The sequence below is a fragment of the Parasphingopyxis algicola genome, assembly GCF_013378075.1.
GTDB lineage: Bacteria > Pseudomonadota > Alphaproteobacteria > Sphingomonadales > Sphingomonadaceae > Parasphingopyxis > Parasphingopyxis algicola.
On the sequence record NZ_CP051131.1, the window covers coordinates 1,110,483 to 1,125,469 of the forward strand.

General features: G+C 63.7%; 18 protein-coding genes. 8 read left to right on the top strand and 10 right to left on the bottom strand.

From position 1 onward, the window contains the following. Positions 1–64: 64 nt before the first annotated feature. Positions 65–919 carry an ABC transporter permease gene (locus tag HFP57_RS05535; protein ID WP_176868850.1) on the bottom strand — a complete coding sequence of 285 codons (855 nt, stop codon included), beginning with the start codon at positions 917–919 and terminating at the stop codon, positions 65–67. 71 nt (positions 920–990) lie between these two features. Here HFP57_RS05535 and HFP57_RS05540 point away from each other — a divergent pair, with 71 nt between their 5' ends. Together HFP57_RS05540 and HFP57_RS05545 are read left to right on the top strand one after the other, a co-directional pair. Continuing rightward, a complete protein-coding gene (locus tag HFP57_RS05540) occupies positions 991–1,641 on the top strand; it encodes a GcrA family cell cycle regulator (RefSeq protein ID WP_176868851.1) in 651 nt (216 codons plus the stop codon). Between the two features lie 12 nt (positions 1,642–1,653). Then, positions 1,654–1,908 carry a hypothetical protein gene (locus tag HFP57_RS05545; RefSeq protein WP_176868852.1) on the top strand — a complete coding sequence of 85 codons (255 nt, stop codon included), beginning with the start codon at positions 1,654–1,656 and terminating at the stop codon, positions 1,906–1,908. A 5-nt stretch (positions 1,909–1,913) separates the two neighbouring features. Here the strand turns inward: HFP57_RS05545 and HFP57_RS05550 are convergent, their stop codons facing one another. Beyond that, positions 1,914–2,393: a CPBP family glutamic-type intramembrane protease gene (locus tag HFP57_RS05550; RefSeq protein WP_218135075.1), complete on the bottom strand. Its 480-nt coding sequence runs from the start codon at positions 2,391–2,393 to the stop codon at positions 1,914–1,916. 91 nt (positions 2,394–2,484) lie between these two features. On the opposite strand from HFP57_RS05550, the gene HFP57_RS05555 reads away from it, so the two are divergent. Beyond that, complete coding sequence (locus tag HFP57_RS05555; RefSeq protein ID WP_176868854.1) at positions 2,485–3,504, top strand: phytanoyl-CoA dioxygenase family protein; 1,020 nt, start codon at positions 2,485–2,487, stop codon at positions 3,502–3,504. A 33-nt stretch (positions 3,505–3,537) separates the two neighbouring features. Next, entirely contained in the window at positions 3,538–5,520 is a 1,983-nt protein-coding gene (gene parE, locus HFP57_RS05560; protein WP_176868855.1) for a DNA topoisomerase IV subunit B, read from the top strand. Positions 5,521–5,643: 123 nt separating this feature from the next. Here parE and HFP57_RS05565 read toward each other — a convergent pair whose 3' ends face one another. From HFP57_RS05565 to HFP57_RS05580, 4 genes are read right to left on the bottom strand one after another with little or no spacing between them, the layout of a single operon-like run. Beyond that, positions 5,644–6,195, bottom strand: coding sequence for a GNAT family N-acetyltransferase (locus tag HFP57_RS05565; RefSeq protein WP_176868856.1), 552 nt, complete (start codon positions 6,193–6,195; stop codon positions 5,644–5,646). Next, positions 6,195–6,950 (bottom strand): LysR family transcriptional regulator, encoded by a 756-nt coding sequence (locus HFP57_RS05570; protein ID WP_176868857.1) that lies wholly within the window; start codon positions 6,948–6,950, stop codon positions 6,195–6,197. Before HFP57_RS05570 ends, HFP57_RS05565 begins: the two co-directional genes overlap by 1 nt. After that, a complete protein-coding gene (apaG, locus tag HFP57_RS05575) occupies positions 6,947–7,345 on the bottom strand; it encodes a Co2+/Mg2+ efflux protein ApaG (protein WP_176868858.1) in 399 nt (132 codons plus the stop codon). The genes HFP57_RS05570 and apaG overlap by 4 nt, the downstream gene beginning before the upstream one ends. Beyond that, the gene (locus tag HFP57_RS05580) at positions 7,342–8,550 is read right to left on the bottom strand and encodes a trans-sulfuration enzyme family protein (RefSeq protein WP_176868859.1); all 1,209 of its coding nucleotides are present in this window, start codon (positions 8,548–8,550) and stop codon (positions 7,342–7,344) included. The genes apaG and HFP57_RS05580 overlap by 4 nt, the downstream gene beginning before the upstream one ends. Positions 8,551–8,658: 108 nt before the next feature. Here HFP57_RS05580 and HFP57_RS05585 point away from each other — a divergent pair, with 108 nt between their 5' ends. Next, positions 8,659–9,030 (top strand): VOC family protein, encoded by a 372-nt coding sequence (locus HFP57_RS05585; RefSeq protein ID WP_176868860.1) that lies wholly within the window; start codon positions 8,659–8,661, stop codon positions 9,028–9,030. 160 nt (positions 9,031–9,190) lie between these two features. Here HFP57_RS05585 and leuB read toward each other — a convergent pair whose 3' ends face one another. Genes leuB through HFP57_RS05600 form a run of 3 tightly spaced genes read right to left on the bottom strand, consistent with a single transcriptional unit; the run spans position 9,191 to position 12,529 of the window. After that, positions 9,191–10,234, bottom strand: a complete 1,044-nt coding sequence (gene leuB / locus HFP57_RS05590) for a 3-isopropylmalate dehydrogenase (RefSeq protein ID WP_176868861.1) — start codon at positions 10,232–10,234, stop codon at positions 9,191–9,193. Positions 10,235–10,251: 17 nt separating this feature from the next. Continuing rightward, a complete protein-coding gene (gene recO, locus HFP57_RS05595) occupies positions 10,252–10,983 on the bottom strand; it encodes a DNA repair protein RecO (RefSeq protein ID WP_176868862.1) in 732 nt (243 codons plus the stop codon). Positions 10,984–11,029: 46 nt separating this feature from the next. Then, positions 11,030–12,529: a replicative DNA helicase gene (locus HFP57_RS05600; protein WP_176868863.1), complete on the bottom strand. Its 1,500-nt coding sequence runs from the start codon at positions 12,527–12,529 to the stop codon at positions 11,030–11,032. 256 nt (positions 12,530–12,785) lie between these two features. Here HFP57_RS05600 and HFP57_RS05605 point away from each other — a divergent pair, with 256 nt between their 5' ends. Genes HFP57_RS05605 through dcd form a run of 3 tightly spaced genes read left to right on the top strand, consistent with a single transcriptional unit; the run spans position 12,786 to position 14,548 of the window. Further along, positions 12,786–13,268 carry a UPF0262 family protein gene (locus HFP57_RS05605; RefSeq protein ID WP_176868864.1) on the top strand — a complete coding sequence of 161 codons (483 nt, stop codon included), beginning with the start codon at positions 12,786–12,788 and terminating at the stop codon, positions 13,266–13,268. Between the two features lie 24 nt (positions 13,269–13,292). After that, positions 13,293–13,982: a GH25 family lysozyme gene (locus HFP57_RS05610; RefSeq protein ID WP_176868865.1), complete on the top strand. Its 690-nt coding sequence runs from the start codon at positions 13,293–13,295 to the stop codon at positions 13,980–13,982. Positions 13,983–13,993: 11 nt separating this feature from the next. Then, complete coding sequence (gene dcd / locus HFP57_RS05615) at positions 13,994–14,548, top strand: dCTP deaminase (RefSeq protein WP_176868866.1); 555 nt, start codon at positions 13,994–13,996, stop codon at positions 14,546–14,548. Positions 14,549–14,596: 48 nt separating this feature from the next. On the opposite strand, the gene HFP57_RS05620 is transcribed toward dcd, so the two are convergent. Next, the gene (locus tag HFP57_RS05620) at positions 14,597–14,965 is read right to left on the bottom strand and encodes a tetratricopeptide repeat protein (RefSeq protein WP_176868867.1); all 369 of its coding nucleotides are present in this window, start codon (positions 14,963–14,965) and stop codon (positions 14,597–14,599) included. Between the last annotated feature and the right edge of the window lie 22 nt (positions 14,966–14,987).

Genomic DNA, 14,987 nt, shown 5'->3' on the forward strand with positions numbered 1-14,987 from the left:
GGCCGCCACAGACGCTGCATTATACCGGTCGTTCTCAGAGCGCGTCAAATGATCGCGCGCGGCGTCAGCTCTTTATTTTCCAGCCCCGCACGAGCAGCCGGTAACACAGTGCACACAGCGCCATATTGAGCGCCAGCAGAACAATGACGCCGGTCACGAGATTGGAATCGGTGGCACCGATAAAGCCGTATCGAAAGCCCGAAATGACGTAGAAGAACGGGTTGAAGGCGCTGACCGCCTGAAAGACCGGGTCGAGCCGCTCGATCGTGTAGAATGTGCCGGAAAGAAGAGCGAGCGGAGCGACGACGAAGTTGGTGACGGCGGCCGCGTGGTCGAACTTCTCCGCCCAGATCGAGGTCAGCACACCGAACAGCGCGAGCATGATCGATCCCATCAGGCCGAAATAGACGATTGCCCAGATGTGCTGCGGGGAAACGTCGATGCCCCAGAGCCACATCGCGACCCAGACCGCGATACCGACGCAGAAGGCGCGCGTCACCGCCCCGCCGACCAGTGCGATCAGCAGTTCGAGCGTCGAGAGCGGCGGCATCAGATAGTCGACAATCGTGCCCTGAATCTTGCCGACCAGCAGCGAAAAGCTGGAATTGGCGAAGGCGTTCTGGATCATCCCCATGACGATCAGGCCCGGCGCGAGGAAGCTGTTGAACGGGACGCCGAGAACTTCGCGATCGCCGCGCCCCAACGCCACGGTGAAAATGACGAGAAACAGCAGGGTCGTAATCGCCGGCGCCCAGATCGTTTGCAGCTGCACCTTGAAGAAACGCCGAACCTCCTTAATGTAGAGGGTTCGCAATCCAACCCAGTTGACGAAGGGGATCGCGGGTACGCCCGGTTCGGGCAGTGTTCGGGTTTCCTGCGCGTGGAAATTGGGATCGCGCGATTGGGGCTGGTCTGACATTGCCAAGGCGACTATCCGCTGCGGCGTGCCCCGGCAAGCCAATTGGGCTTTTGAACGAAGAAGGATAATTGATGGCCTGGACCGACGAACGCATCGATCAGCTGAAGAAGATGTGGGAAAAAGGCATGACGGCGAGCCAGATCGCCGAGAGCCTGGGCGGCGTGAGCCGCAACGCGGTGATCGGCAAGGCCCATCGCCTCGGCCTCAAATCGCGCCCGTCCCCGGTCAAGGCCAAGGACAGCAAGGCGAAGAAAAAGGCCGCGCCCAAATCCAAGGCCGCGCCCAAGGCAAAAACAGCGCCGAAACCGAAGCCCGCGCCTGCGGCCAAACCGCAGCCTGCGGCGACCAGGACAGCGGACGCCCGCCCGAAAGCGCCGCCGCCCTCCGGCCCGCAATATCGCTCTATCGGCCCCGGCGGCTTCACCCGGCAGTCCCCCGCCGACCAGCAGCCCCTGCCGCCCGCGCCGCCGCGCCGGCTCGTGCCGCAAAAGCTGGATCCGGAATATGAGGACAAGACGGGCCTGCTCGACCTTACCGAACGTATCTGCAAATGGCCGATGGGGCATCCCGGCGAATCGGATTTCCATTTCTGCGGCGAACCGGTGAACCCCGGCTTCCCCTATTGCGTCGAGCATTGCGGCCGCGCCTATCAGGCGCAGCTTCCCCGCAAGGACCGCCGCCCGCCGCCGCCTTTGCCGTTCGGCGGTCCACGGGTTCGCTAAGCGCCAGGCGCGATGGCGATCTTCCTCGTCTGGCACGAGTCCGGCTCGGAGATCGACGTCGAGCTACTGCACGTGCTCGACCATTTCCCGCTCAAGCCGGGCCTGATGCTCGTCGACACCGAACTGACCCGATCGAAACTCTATCATCAGGTCAAATGGGCTTTGCCCAAGGACACGGCCCTGCTCGCCGCCCCACTCGAAGACGCGCCCAAGTTCAAGGGGATGGAATCCGGCGCGCTCAATTGGGTCAGGGCGCGAACGGACTGACGACGTCAGGAGAAAGGGTTCGGCGGGCCGCCGGCAAAAGCCTTCCAGCCCACGACGACCGTCCAGTGCATCACGACGCAAGGCCAGAGAGAGCGGGTGGCAAGATAGGTGCTCGCCAATGCCGTGCCGAGCGCGGCCACCGCGACGAGAAACCACGGGTCGAGAAAGACGGGCACTGCATTTGCCCCGAAAACCGCTGCTTGCAACGGGTGCCACGCGACAAATGCCGAAATCGACAGGATTGCGGCCAACCTGTGCTGTCCGGGCTCCTCTGGGCGCGGCAAAAGCAGTGCCCGAAACAGCACCTCTTCACCCAGCGCCGGGACAAAGATCGCCACAAGCGCGATCGTCAACAGACCGGAATAGTCGGTTGTCAGACCGAACCGAAGGAAGTCGCCCTGCCAACCGCACAGAAGCAGAACTGGTAGCAACACCAGCAGGTTTCGAGCGGCGATGCGCCATCCGTGCCGGCCGGGGCGCGTCACGGCCGCCCGTTTGATCCGTCTCGCGGCCAATCGCGCCAATTGCATCTTGATACACTAGCACGCTCTGCCAGTTCTGCGCTAATCGGTCGGCATGAACCCGGCCCGCTATCTCCTCGCTCCCTGGTGGGTGGCCCAGCTCGCCACCGGCGCGAAAAGCTTTCGCGACAATCCGATTATCGGTTCGCACCGGCTGAACGCGCGCGGGCTCCATGTGGCGCGGGTGAGGCGCGCGCATGCGATGGCGTGGAAACGGCGGGAGAAGCTGGCGAAGCTGATCGACCCGGCAGACCGCGAGGCATTCGACCGGGACGGCTTCGTCGCCAGGTCCGATTTCCTGCCGGCCCAGCAATTCGAGCGGCTGCGCGATGCGGTGCTCGCCCATCGCGGCCCGGCGCGCGACATGGCGCAGGGCGATACGATCACGCGGCGATTTGCGCTCGATCCCGATCTGCTCGCCGAAATTCCCGAAGCTCGCGCGCTTCTGCAAAACCCCGACTGGCGTGGGCTTATCCGCTATGCGGGGAGCTTCGACCAGGAGCCGCTGACCTATATCCAGTCGATCCTGAGCCATGTCCGCGACGCCGACCCCGATCCGCAAACGCATTTCCACGCCGATACCTTCCACCCGAGCGTCAAGGCATGGCTGTTCCTGACCGATGTCGCCGAGGATGAGGGGCCGTTCTGCTACGTCCCCGGCTCGCATCGGCTGACACCCGAACGGCTCGCCTGGGAAAAGGCGATGAGCATGAAGGCGCCCGAAGGCGTCGACCGGCTGTCTTCGCGCGGCTCCTTCCGGGTCAAACGCGAGGAACTGCCGGAACTCGGCCTGCCGGAGCCGCATGCCTTCGCCGTTCCCGCCAACACGCTCGTCGTCGGCGACACGTTCGGCTTCCATGCGCGCGGACCCTCCGTGCGCCCGTCCACCCGCGTCGAAATCTGGGCCTATGGGCGACGCAATCCCTATCTCCCCTGGACGGGGCTCGATCCGCTCAGCCTGCCGGGCATCGCCGAGCGGCGCGTCCCCTATCTCTGGGGTTTCCGCGACCGCTGGAAACGCTTTGTCGGCCAGCCCTGGCGCGATGTTGGGGATAAGTCGCCGACCGAGCGCTAGCGCAGCGACTCCGCGATTCTTATATCGGCAGGCATGACCGACCTGTTTGCAGGCTCTTCCTCCGGCGGCGCGCCCGACGATTATGACGCCTCCTCGATCGAGGTGCTCGAAGGGCTCGAGCCTGTTCGGCGGCGACCGGGCATGTATATCGGCGGCACCGACGAGCGGGCTCTCCACCATCTCGCGGCCGAAGTGCTCGACAATGCGATGGACGAGGCGGTCGCGGGCCATGCGAGCCGGATCGAGATTGCGCTCGAACCCAACAACCGGCTGACCATTACCGATAACGGCCGGGGCATCCCGATCGATCCGCACCCGAAATTCCCGAAGAAATCGGCGCTCGAAGTCATCATGACGACGCTCCATTCGGGCGGCAAATTTTCCGACAAGGTTTATGCGACGTCGGGCGGCCTGCACGGCGTGGGGGTCAGCGTGGTCAATGCGCTGTCGACCGAAACCGTCGTCGAGGTCGCCAAGAACAAGGAAGTGTGGCGGCAGAGTTTCTCGCGCGGTGATCCGACATCGAAACTGGAAAAGATCGGCGATACGCCCAACCGGCGCGGCACGACGATCGGCTTCGTGCCCGATGCTGAGATTTTCGGGGCAAAGGCCAAGTTCAAACCAGCGCGCCTCCACCAGTTGGCGCGCTCAAAGGCCTATCTGTTCGCCGGCGTCGAGATCCGCTGGAAATGCGACGAGAGCCTGATCAAGGACGATACGCCGATCGAGGCCGTGTTCCAGTTTCCGGGCGGTCTCGCCGATCATCTGGCCGAAGAGATCGGCGAACGGGCCTGCGCGACCAGCGACTTCTTCACCGGCAAACAGGATTTCCCCGACGGGCAGGGTTCGGTCGAATGGGCCGTGGCCTGGCCGCTCTATTCGGACGGCGCCTACGGCTATTATTGCAACACGATCCCGACCCGCGACGGCGGTACCCATGAAGCGGGGCTACGCGGCGCGCTCGTCAAGGGCATCCGCGCGTTCGGCGAACTGGTCGGCAACAAGAAGGCCGCCGGGATCACAGCCGAGGACATCATGGCGGGCAGCGAGCTGATGCTCTCGGTTTTCCTCAAGGACCCGCAATTCCAGAGCCAGACCAAGGACCGGCTGACGAGCCCCGAGGCCGCGAAGCTCGTCGAAAACGCCGTTCGGGACCATTTCGACCATTTCTGCACGGACAATATGGAACGCGGCAAGGCGCTGCTGACCTATACGATGGAGCGGATGGACGAGCGGCTCGCGCGCAAGGCCGAGAAGGAAGTCAAGCGCAAGACCGCGACGAGCGCGCGCAAGCTGCGCCTGCCCGGCAAGCTGACCGACTGTTCGGAAGCCGGGCCCGAGGGCACCGAGCTGTTCATCGTCGAGGGCGACAGCGCGGGCGGCTCCGCGAAACAGGCGCGGAATCGCAAGACCCAGGCGATCCTCCCGATCCGCGGCAAGATTCTCAACGTCGCCTCGGCAACCTCGGCCAAGATCCTGGCCAACCAGGAAATCGCCGACATCATCCTCGCGCTCGGCTGCGGCACGCGCGAGCAATGCGACCCCGAGCAGCTGCGCTACGAACGCATCATCATCATGACCGACGCCGATGTCGACGGCGCACATATCGCGACGCTGCTGATGACCTTCTTCTTCCAGGAAATGGGGCCGATCGTGAAGGCCGGAAATGTGTTCCTCGCCCGCCCGCCGCTCTACCGGCTGACGGCCGGCGGAACGAGCCACTATGCGCAGGATGACGAAGAGCGCGCCGAGATCGAGGCGACGGTGTTCAAGGGCAAGAAGGTCGATGTCGCGCGCTTCAAGGGGCTTGGCGAAATGAACCCGAAGCAGCTGCGCGAAACGACGATGGATCGTGAGACACGGTCGTTGTTGAAGGTTACGCTGCCGCAGGAATTCCAGCAGGAAGCCGGGGTGCGCGATCTGGTCGACCGGCTGATGGGCAAGCATCCCGAGCACCGTTTCGCCTTCATCCAGGAAAATGCGGCGATGCTCGATGAGGACGCGATCGACGCATAGCGACTGGACGCCGCACTTTGTTACGTCATTGCGAGCGTAGCGAAGCAATCCAGAGCCAAGGGTGACAGCGTTTGTGGCTCTGGATTGCTTCGTCGCTTTGCTCCTCGCAATGACGGCTCAGCATTAGTCTTCGGTCTTTTTACCCGCGGCACCTTCCCATTCCCGCCTCAACAGCCCCCAGACGATGCTGTCGCGCACGCCGAGATGCGTCGTCCATTCCTCACGCAGATAGCCCTCGCGCTGGAAACCCAGCTTTTCGAGCAGCGCGTTCGATCCTTCATTGTCCGGATCGGTATCGGCGCTGATGCGGCAAAGGCCCATCTCGCCAAAGCCATGGTCGATCACGCGCGCGACCGCCTCGCCGACATAGCCCTTCCGCCAATGGCTGCGGCGGAGATTGTAGCCGATCTCGGCGACGCCCTCGCGGCCCGCGATCAGCACGACCCAGCCCAGCGCCTCGCCGCCCGCTTTGGTGATCGCCCAGCTCGGATATCTGCCGCCGACGGAATTGACCGCGATATAGGCCCGCGTCTCGGCGACCGACGTGTGCGGGCCGCTCGACCAATAGCGCATCGCCTCTTCGTCCGACAAAAAATGGTGCATGGCTCCGGCGTCTCTGACGACCAACGGGCGGAGGACCAGGCGATCGGTTTCGAGCGTCGGAAGCGCGGCCATCAGGCCGTCAGCGCGGCCACCAGATCGCGCACCTTTTTCTGCCGCCATTGCGGGAGTGGCGCCATCAGCCAATAGGCGCGCTGGGCTTCCTCGCTCTCGCCGATCTCGGCCCCGGCCGACTCGGCCAGCAGCCGGGGCACGCGTGCCTTGCCGATTCCCGCCATCGCCGCCTCGAGCGCGAGGCCCGCATCGGCGACGATCAGGCGGATCTCGTCGGCACTGCCGCCTTCCCAGCAGATCGTCTCGCCCTTGCCGACCCAGACGGCTTCGGGTTCGGCAAGCTTGATGCCCATATGGTCGCCCGGCCCGTCGGCCAGCCGGATGGCGAGATCGAGATTGGCTTCGGTGAAATCGAGCGGTTCGTCGCTGGCGATCAGCTGGAAGCGCATATCGGGATCGGTCTTGCCATATTCGGCGAGCCGCGGCAGCAGCCAGTAGCGGCTGAAATCGCGCGGCGCGGCAATGGTCAGGCGGTTGGAGGACTGGCCCTGGCGCATGGCCCGGACGCTATCTTCGAATTGCAGGAATCCCGCGCGCAACGCATCGAGCCCGCGTTCGCCCTCCGGCGTCAGTTCGAGCCCCTTGGGCGTCCGGCGGAACAGGACGACGCCGAGCGTATCCTCCAGCGCGCGAATCTGCTGGCCGACGGCCGCCGGCGTCACCGCGAGCTCATCCGCCGCACGGGTAAAGGAGAGATGGCGCGCGGCGGCATCGAACACGCGCAGGCCGTTCAGGGGTAGAAGCGTTCTTTTCATTCGGTGACCGCAGGTCCTGCGAGCGGGAAGCGCGGTATCGCCGCCTCGAATTCCGAGCCGTCCGCGCGCTGCATCGTATAACTGCCTTCCATCGCGCCGTTCGGCGTCGTCAGCGGGCAGCCCGAGACATAGTCGAAGGCTTCGCCCGGCCCGATCATCGGTTGTTCGCCGACCACGCCTTCGCCTTCCACTTCCTGGCGGAAACCGCGACCGTCGGTGATGTACCAGTGGCGATTGAGCAGCTGGACCGGCCCTTCGCCGCAATTTTCCACGCGGATATGATAGGCCCAGAACCAGCGCTCCTTGGCGAGCTCGGACTGTTCGGGCAGGAAACTGACCGCGACGCGCACGATCACATCCTCGGTCTGCGCCACATGGGGAAATAGCGCGTTCACAGCCCCGCCGCCTTCAGCGCGTCGTCGAGATCCTCGATCAGGTCGTCGGGGTCTTCGAGACCGACATTGATCCTCAGCATCCCCTCCTCGATCCCCATCTCCGCGCGGACCTGCTCATTCAACCCGCTATGGGTGGTCGACGCGGGATGCGTCATCAGGCTGCGCGAGTCGCCGATATTGTTCGAGATATCGACGAGTTCAAGCGCATCGAGCAGCGCATGCGCCTGGGATCGCCCGCCATCGACATAGAAGGAGAAGATCGGACCGCAGGCATCCATCTGACTCATCGCGAGATTATGCTGCGGATGGCTGGCCAGACCGGGGTGAAGGATCCGCGGCACGCGGCCTTCCAAAAATTTTCCGACGGTGACGGCGTTCTCGCTCTGGCGGTGGATGCGCAGGTCGAGCGTCTCGAGTCCTTTGAGCACGACCCAGGCGTTGAACGCCGACAATGTCGGCCCCGTATTGCGGGTGAAAGGCAACAGGGTCTCGAGGACGAATTTCTCGGTTCCGCAGATCGCGCCGGCGAGCACCCGGCCCTGCCCGTCCATCATCTTGGTCGCGCTATAGGCAACGATATCTGCGCCGAACTCCATCGGCCGCTGCAGCGCCGGCGTGGCAAACGCATTGTCGACGACCGAGACGATGCCGTTTTCGCGCGCAATATCGCAAACCGCTTGCAGATCAACGACATCCATCGTGGGATTCGCAGGCGTTTCGAAGAAGAAGGCTTTGGTCTCTGGCCGGATCGCCGCCTTCCAGAGTTCCGGATCGCGGGCATCGACTGTGGTCGTTTCGATTCCGAATTTGGGCAACAGCATATCCGTCAACCAGCGGCACGAGCCGAACAGGGCGCGCCCGGCAACGACATGGTCGCCGGTTTCGAGCTGGCAGAGCAAGGCAGCCGTCATCGCCGCCATGCCGCTCGCCGTACAGCGCGCGGCTTCCGCGCCTTCGAGCAGCGCGATCCGCTGCTCGAGCATCTCGACGGTCGGGTTTTGCAGGCGCGAATAGGTCATGCCGTCCTGCTCGCCCGCAAACCGGTCCGCCGCATCTGCCGCGCAGTCATAGGCGTAGCCCGAGGTCAGGAAGATCGCCTCGGACGTCTCTCCCCATTCCGAACGCGCGGTACCGCCGCGCACGGCCTGCGTGGCGGGCCGCCATTTGGCGGTGATCTTGCGGTTCTGGCCGGTATCGCGTTTCATCGCACCCGCCATGCCAAGCGATGATGCACCGCGTCAATCCGGTTTCCGGGGCTTTGCAGGCGGGCACCGGTGCGAATATGTTGCAAGTCCCAAAGGAGAAATAGCGCCATGACGATACTCGGCATCCGGTTCTGCACCGTCAAACCCGAACAGGAAGCACGCGATATCGCCGCCTTTCTCGGACCTAAGGGATGGGGTTTCGCCGAGCGCAGCATGGGCGCGGATCATAGCGAGGGCTTTCAGGGTGCCGTCTTTCCAGCGGGCGAAGCCAGCTGGACCGAAATCTGGGCAGCAAGCGAACATATGCCCGAAACCACGATGCTGCATGTGATCGTCGACGATGCGGACGCCTATGCCGAAAAGGCCAAGGCGAACGGCGTCACGGTGAACGGCCCGATGGATATGCATGGCGAGCGCATCTATTTCAGCGAAGCGCCCGGCGGGTTGCAGATTGCGGTGCTGTCCAAGCTGCCGGCTTAGTCGTGTGCTCCTGCGAAGGCAGGAGCCTAGAGCGGTAAGCGGTTTTCCCGTCGGCTCTAGGCTCCTGCCTTCGCAGGAGCACCGATCTCACAACGCCGCCCCAGGCCGGGAGGGGGTGCGGGCCGGTACGGCGATTTCGCGCTCGCGAAATTCTGACAAACTAAAGCATCGCAATCACGGCGTTCGCTGCTTCTTCCGTGGAGGCATCGCCGCCAAGGTCGGCCGTACGCAAACCATCCGCCAGCGCCTTGCCGACTGCCTGCTCGATCCGGTCCGCCGGTTCCACCAGATCAAGCGAATAGCGCAGCATCATCGCGGCGGAGAGGATTGTCGCCAGTGGATTGGCCTTGCCCCGCCCGGCAATGTCCGGCGCGGAGCCGTGAATCGGTTCGTACAGGCCCTTGCCGTCTTTATCGAGCGAGGCCGAGGGCAGCATGCCGATCGATCCCGCGCACATGCTGGCGAGATCGGACAGGATATCGCCGAACAGATTACCGGTAACGATCGTATCGAACTGACCCGGATCGCGCACCAGCTGCATCGCGGCATTGTCGACATAGAGATGGCTGAGATCGACATCCGGATAGTCGGCTGAAATCTCGACTACGACATCGCGCCAGAGCTGCGAGGTTTCGAGGACATTGGCCTTGTCGACCGAGCAAAGCTTGCCGCGCCGCGCCCGGGCGGTTTCGAAACCGGATCGGGCAATCCGCGCAATCTCGGCCTCGTCATAGGCCATGATATCATAGCCCTCGCGCAGCCCCTCTTCTGTCGTTCGCATGCCCTTCTCGCCGAAATAGACATCGCCGGTCAGCTCGCGGACGATCATTACATCGATGTCGCGGGCAATCTCCGGACGCAACGCCGAGGCATCGGCCAATTCGGGAAAGAGGCTGGCCGGGCGCAAATTGGCAAACAGGCCGAGTTCCTTGCGCAACCCGAGGATCGCCTGTTCGGGGCGCAGATGCCGCTCCAGAGCGTCGCAAGCGGGATCGCCGACAGCGCCGAACAGGATCGCGTCGGCGCGCTTCGCCAGATCGAGCGTCGCCTCCGGCAGCGGATGGCCGCTTTGCTTGTAGGCCGCACCACCGACCGGCGCTTCTTCGAACAGGAGTCCGTCGATTTCCAGTGCATCGAGTACGCGAACCGCCTCGACGATAACCTCGGGCCCGATCCCGTCTCCAGGCAGCAGCGCGACCAGCATGTCTCTATCCTTTTCGCTCAGGCCGCCCGCCGGAGGCGTTCGACCAGTCTCTCGCGTGCCGCCATTACATCATTGCGCCGCTCGTCCAACAGGTCGCGGGCAAGAAAATGACCGGTCAGCCGAAACCCGTCGAAGATGGCGTCCCAATCCTCCGCCTCGCCGCCGGCGACGAGAAAGGACGGCAACGCCAGCAATTTCTCCCGATAGGCTTCGCCGGCCGAAGCACTGACCGCGGCCCCGCTCTTCGGACTGACCCAGACAAGATCGTCGCTCGTCCCGGTCAAGGCACATCGCGAAAGATCGAGCCCGAAACCGAGTTCGGACAGCAGTAGCATCTCATAGCGCACCAGCGCCGCGGCCCAGCGCCGCGCGCTCGGCGCCGCCTCGATCGCGCCCAGCACGCCGTCGAGCGCGGCATGGAGGCGCGGATAGCCATGGCCTTCGGGCAGGATCGCGGCGGTGAGCGCACAGGCCCATTCGATGGCGGCGGCCGCCAGCGGTTCGGCATAAAGCCCGCTTCGGCTCGCGACGAGTTCGACGGTCAGCCCGGCCAGCTGGTCTTCGGTCCGCGCGCGAAATTCCGCGTCGACGATATTGCCGGGCAACAGGATCGGACGGATCCGCCGCGAACGCCCGCCGCGCACATAACCGGCGACCAGCCCGTTATCGGGCGTCATCAGCCGGGCGATGGTGCCATGTTCGCCATGCGGGCGAATGGCGCAGACAAGGGCGCGGGCGCGAAGATGCATGGCGCGGGTCTAGTCGAAGCGGCGCGGGGGCAAAAGCCGCAGCGCCCTAATAGCCCTGCGGCCGATCCTCGAATGCCATATCGCTGAACCGCGTGAATTCGCGATCGAAGCGGAGCGTTACCGTGCCGGTCGCGCCATGGCGCTGTTTGGCGATGATGACCTGCGCCTGGCCCGAAATTTCGGCGTTTTTCAGCTCCCAGGCCGAGCGTTTCTCGCGATCTTCGGGCGAGCTGGTCTCGCTGATCATCGGCGGCTCGGCGAAACCGTGATAATAATCCTCGCGATAGATGAAGAGGACGATATCGGCGTCCTGCTCGATCGATCCCGATTCGCGCAGATCCGACAGCTGCGGCTTCTTGTCCTCGCGCTGTTCGACCGCGCGGCTGAGCTGGGAAAGGGCCAGCACCGGGACTTCCAGTTCCTTGGCGAGCGTCTTGAGTCCCCGGCTGATCTCCGAAATCTCGTTCACGCGATTGTCGTTGGCCTTGCCCGATCCCTGCAGCAGCTGGAGATAGTCGACGACGATCATCGAAATGCCGCGCTGGCGCTTCAATCGCCGGGCGCGGGTCCGGAGCGCCGCGATGGTCAGGCCCGGCGTATCGTCTATAAAGAAAGGCAGGCTTTCCAGTTCGGCCGCGGCGCGCGCGAGATTGCGGAACTCCTCTTGGCTGATCTGGCCCTTGCGGAGTTTCTCCGAGCTGATCCGGGAGCGCTCGGACAGGATACGCGTCGCCAGCTGGTCGGCCGACATTTCAAGGCTGAAAAAGGCGACCGGAGCGCCAAGCGATTCCTCGATCCCGTCCTCCTGGTCGCGCTGATAGCGAAGCGCCGTCTCGAACGCGATATTGGTCGCCAGCGCCGTCTTGCCCATGCCGGGGCGCGCGGCGAGGATGATGAGGTCGGACTTGTGCAGCCCGCCGAAATGATGGTTGAGGCTCGAAAAGCCCGTCGTATAGCCCGAGACATTGCCGCCCGAATTGAGCGCCCGCTGCGCCATCGTGACGGCTTCGGCGGCGGCCGAGGCGAAGGTCTTGGTCGATCCGCTTTCGCCGCCCGCTTCGGCGACCTTGTACAGCTCGACCTCGGCTTCCTCGATCTGGCTCTTGGGATCGACCGAATCGCTGGTATCGACCGCCCGTTCGACCATCTCCCGCCCGACGCCGATCAGCGCCCGGAGCAAGGCAAGCTCGTAAATTTGCGTCGCGAAATCGCGGGCGCCGATCAGCGCGACGCCGCTTTCGGTGATCTTCACCAGATAGCCGACCCCGCCCAGTTCCTTGAGGCCCTCGTCGCTTTCGAACATCGGTTTCAGGGTCACCGGATTGGCGACCATATTCTTGTCGACGACCATCTTGATGATCGCCTGATAGATCCGGCCATGCACAGGATCGAAGAAATGGTCCTCGCGCAGCATCCGCTGGACATCGTCGACCAGCCGGTTGTCGATCAGCAGCGCGCCGAGCAACGCCGCCTCGGCTTCCACGTTGTGGGGAAGCGCGGGAATGCCGTCTTCGTTAGCGCTGATGAGTCGGGCGGGTTCTGCCATGGACCCCTTGTCGCGCGGATCGCTCTTGGTCTCAAGCCATCAACATTGTGGAAATGCTGTGGGTTGTTGTTTGTCAGAATTTTCCTGACGGAAAATCGCGGCACCGGCCCGCTCCCCCTCCCGACCGCCCATTCAGGGTACACTCGTGGGCGGTCGGGAGGGGGAGCGGGCCGGTGCCGCGCTCGACCGATAGGTCGAGTCTGACAAAGAGAAGGCCGGTGTTTGCTTTCAGCGATGACGGCTTTAAGCGTCGCCCATGGCCGATCCGCGGATCATAGACGTCGAACTCGACGAGCACACGATCATCTGGCGCAACGCCGATATCGAGCAGGAGCGGCGCATCGCGATTTTCGACCTGCTCGAGGGCAATCACTTCGAACCGGCGCGAGGTTATCCGAACGGCTATGCGGGGCCCTACAAGCTGACGTTGCGCGTCGAGGAAGGCCGGCTGGCGCTCGATATCGCGGCGGAGAATGGCGAACTCCTCGAGACGATCATCATCGGCCTCACGCGTTTCCGCCGGCCGATCCGCGAATATTTCGCGATCTGCGACAGCTATTTCCAGGCCATACGCCAGGCGACGCCGCAACAGATCGAAACCATCGACATGGCCCGCCGCGCGATCCACAACGATGCGGCCGAATTACTCAAGGACAGGCTCGACGGCAAGATCGACGTCGATTTCGACACCGCCCGCCGCCTGTTCACGCTCATCTGCGTCCTGCACATCAAGGGCTGAATCCAGAATTTTCGAACCGGGGGAATGATGAAGGCGATAAAATGGGGGGCGTTCTGGCTGCTGCTGGCGGTGATTGCAGCCGTTGCTCTGTGGCAGGTGGCGATCCGCTGGCAGCCGGTGACCAGCCAGTATCCGGTCCAGGGGGCGACGATCGGCGCCGAACAGGGTGCGGTCCATTGGCCGACCCTGCGCGCGGCGGGCGCGGACTTCGCCTATATCCACGCGACCGACGGGGATACCGATCGCGACCCGAATTTTGCCGATCACTGGCGCGCGGCACATGACGCCGGCCTGCGGCATGGCGCGATCCATATCTGGGAACTGTGCCGGCTCGCCGCCGACCAGGCGACCAACTTCATCGCCACGGTCCCCGACCATTCGGACGCCCTGCCGCCCGCGATCATTTTCGATTTCGAAGGCAATTGCGCGGACCGCCCCGATCTCACGGTGTTCATTTCCGAACTCGCCACCTTTCTCGAGATGATCGAGGCGCATACCGAACGCCCGGCGCTGCTCTACGTCACGCGCGAATTCGACGCCGAATATGAGCTCACCAGCCGCGTCGAGCGGAGCTTCTGGTTGCCCCGCCGCCTGTTCAAACCCGATTTCGGTGCGGTTCCCTGGGTGATGTGGGAGGCCAGCGACATCCGCCAGGTCGAGGGTGTGGAAAACCCGGTACGCTGGAATGTGGTGCGGCCCCAACAGTCAGGCTAAGGACCGGACGCATGAGCATCATGGCCGACAGATGGATTCGCGAGCGCGCGCTCGATGACGGGATGATCGAACCGTTCGAGGACGGCCAGCGGCGCGACGGCACGATCAGCTACGGCCTCTCCTCCTATGGCTACGACGCGCGCGCCGCCGACGAATTCAAGATTTTCACCAATGTCGACAATGCGATCGTCGATCCGAAGAATTTTTCGGACAACAGCTTCGTCGACCGCCAGACCGATTGCTGCATCATTCCGCCGAACAGTTTCGCGCTGGCGCGGACGGTTGAATATTTCCGCGTGCCGAAGGATATTCTCGTCATCTGCCTCGGCAAATCGACCTATGCGCGTTGCGGCATCATCGTGAACGTAACGCCGCTCGAGCCGGGCTGGGAAGGCCATGTGACGCTCGAATTCTCGAACACGACGCCGCTCCCGGCCAAGGTCTACGCCAATGAAGGCGCCTGCCAGTTCCTGTTCCTCCAGGGCAACGAACCCTGCGAGACCAGCTATGCCGACCGGGCCGGCAAATATATGGGCCAGAAAGGCGTGACGCTGCCGAAGCTATAGCCCCGGCAGCGCCAACACGACCCGAAGGATTATTCTATCCCCCTTGGTTTAGCGCGAGCCCACGGTCACGCGGCCGCGAAGACCCGCCGTCGCCGCGTCATGCGACCAGATGGCTCCGCCATCCGCATGGCCGAGCTGCACATTCTCCGTTTCGAGCACTTGTTCGAGCATCGAAGAAGCGCGGGCGGCGCGGTTCGTCTCCATCATGACGGCGGCGAGGTTCAGCATCGCCGAAACATCGCTCTCGTCTTCGCTGAGCCGCCGCATCAACCGATCTTCCGCCGTGGCATAGTCGGCACGCTCGATCGCATCGACCGCATAGGGGTCATAGCCGGTCGGGTGAGCTTCCGGATACGGCACCGCCTGTGCTGCCATGGGAAGAGTGCAAACCGCTATCATCGCGAGCAATTTTGTCATCCATCCTCTCCAGGTTACGTTT

Bases quoted from the DNA above. Each gene is read 5' to 3' on its own strand.
- HFP57_RS05620 (WP_176868867.1), bottom strand. From the start codon at position 14,965: ATGACAAAATTGCTCGCGATGATAGCGGTTTGCACTCTTCCCATGGCA.
- HFP57_RS05600 (WP_176868863.1), bottom strand. From the start codon at position 12,529: ATGGCAGAACCCGCCCGACTCATCAGCGCTAACGAAGACGGCATTCCC.
- leuB (WP_176868861.1), bottom strand. From the start codon at position 10,234: ATGCTGGTCGCGCTGCTGCCTGGAGACGGGATCGGGCCCGAGGTTATC.
- HFP57_RS05565 (WP_176868856.1), bottom strand. From the start codon at position 6,195: ATGGCCGCGCTTCCGACGCTCGAAACCGATCGCCTGGTCCTCCGCCCG.
- dcd (WP_176868866.1), top strand. From the start codon at position 13,994: ATGAGCATCATGGCCGACAGATGGATTCGCGAGCGCGCGCTCGATGAC.
- HFP57_RS05580 (WP_176868859.1), bottom strand. From the start codon at position 8,550: ATGAAACGCGATACCGGCCAGAACCGCAAGATCACCGCCAAATGGCGG.
- HFP57_RS05535 (WP_176868850.1), bottom strand. From the start codon at position 919: ATGTCAGACCAGCCCCAATCGCGCGATCCCAATTTCCACGCGCAGGAA.
- HFP57_RS05545 (WP_176868852.1), top strand. From the start codon at position 1,654: ATGGCGATCTTCCTCGTCTGGCACGAGTCCGGCTCGGAGATCGACGTC.
- parE (WP_176868855.1), top strand. From the start codon at position 3,538: ATGACCGACCTGTTTGCAGGCTCTTCCTCCGGCGGCGCGCCCGACGAT.
- HFP57_RS05570 (WP_176868857.1), bottom strand. From the start codon at position 6,950: ATGAAAAGAACGCTTCTACCCCTGAACGGCCTGCGCGTGTTCGATGCC.
- HFP57_RS05610 (WP_176868865.1), top strand. From the start codon at position 13,293: ATGATGAAGGCGATAAAATGGGGGGCGTTCTGGCTGCTGCTGGCGGTG.
- recO (WP_176868862.1), bottom strand. From the start codon at position 10,983: ATGCATCTTCGCGCCCGCGCCCTTGTCTGCGCCATTCGCCCGCATGGC.
- HFP57_RS05605 (WP_176868864.1), top strand. From the start codon at position 12,786: ATGGCCGATCCGCGGATCATAGACGTCGAACTCGACGAGCACACGATC.
- HFP57_RS05585 (WP_176868860.1), top strand. From the start codon at position 8,659: ATGACGATACTCGGCATCCGGTTCTGCACCGTCAAACCCGAACAGGAA.
- HFP57_RS05555 (WP_176868854.1), top strand. From the start codon at position 2,485: ATGAACCCGGCCCGCTATCTCCTCGCTCCCTGGTGGGTGGCCCAGCTC.
- HFP57_RS05540 (WP_176868851.1), top strand. From the start codon at position 991: ATGGCCTGGACCGACGAACGCATCGATCAGCTGAAGAAGATGTGGGAA.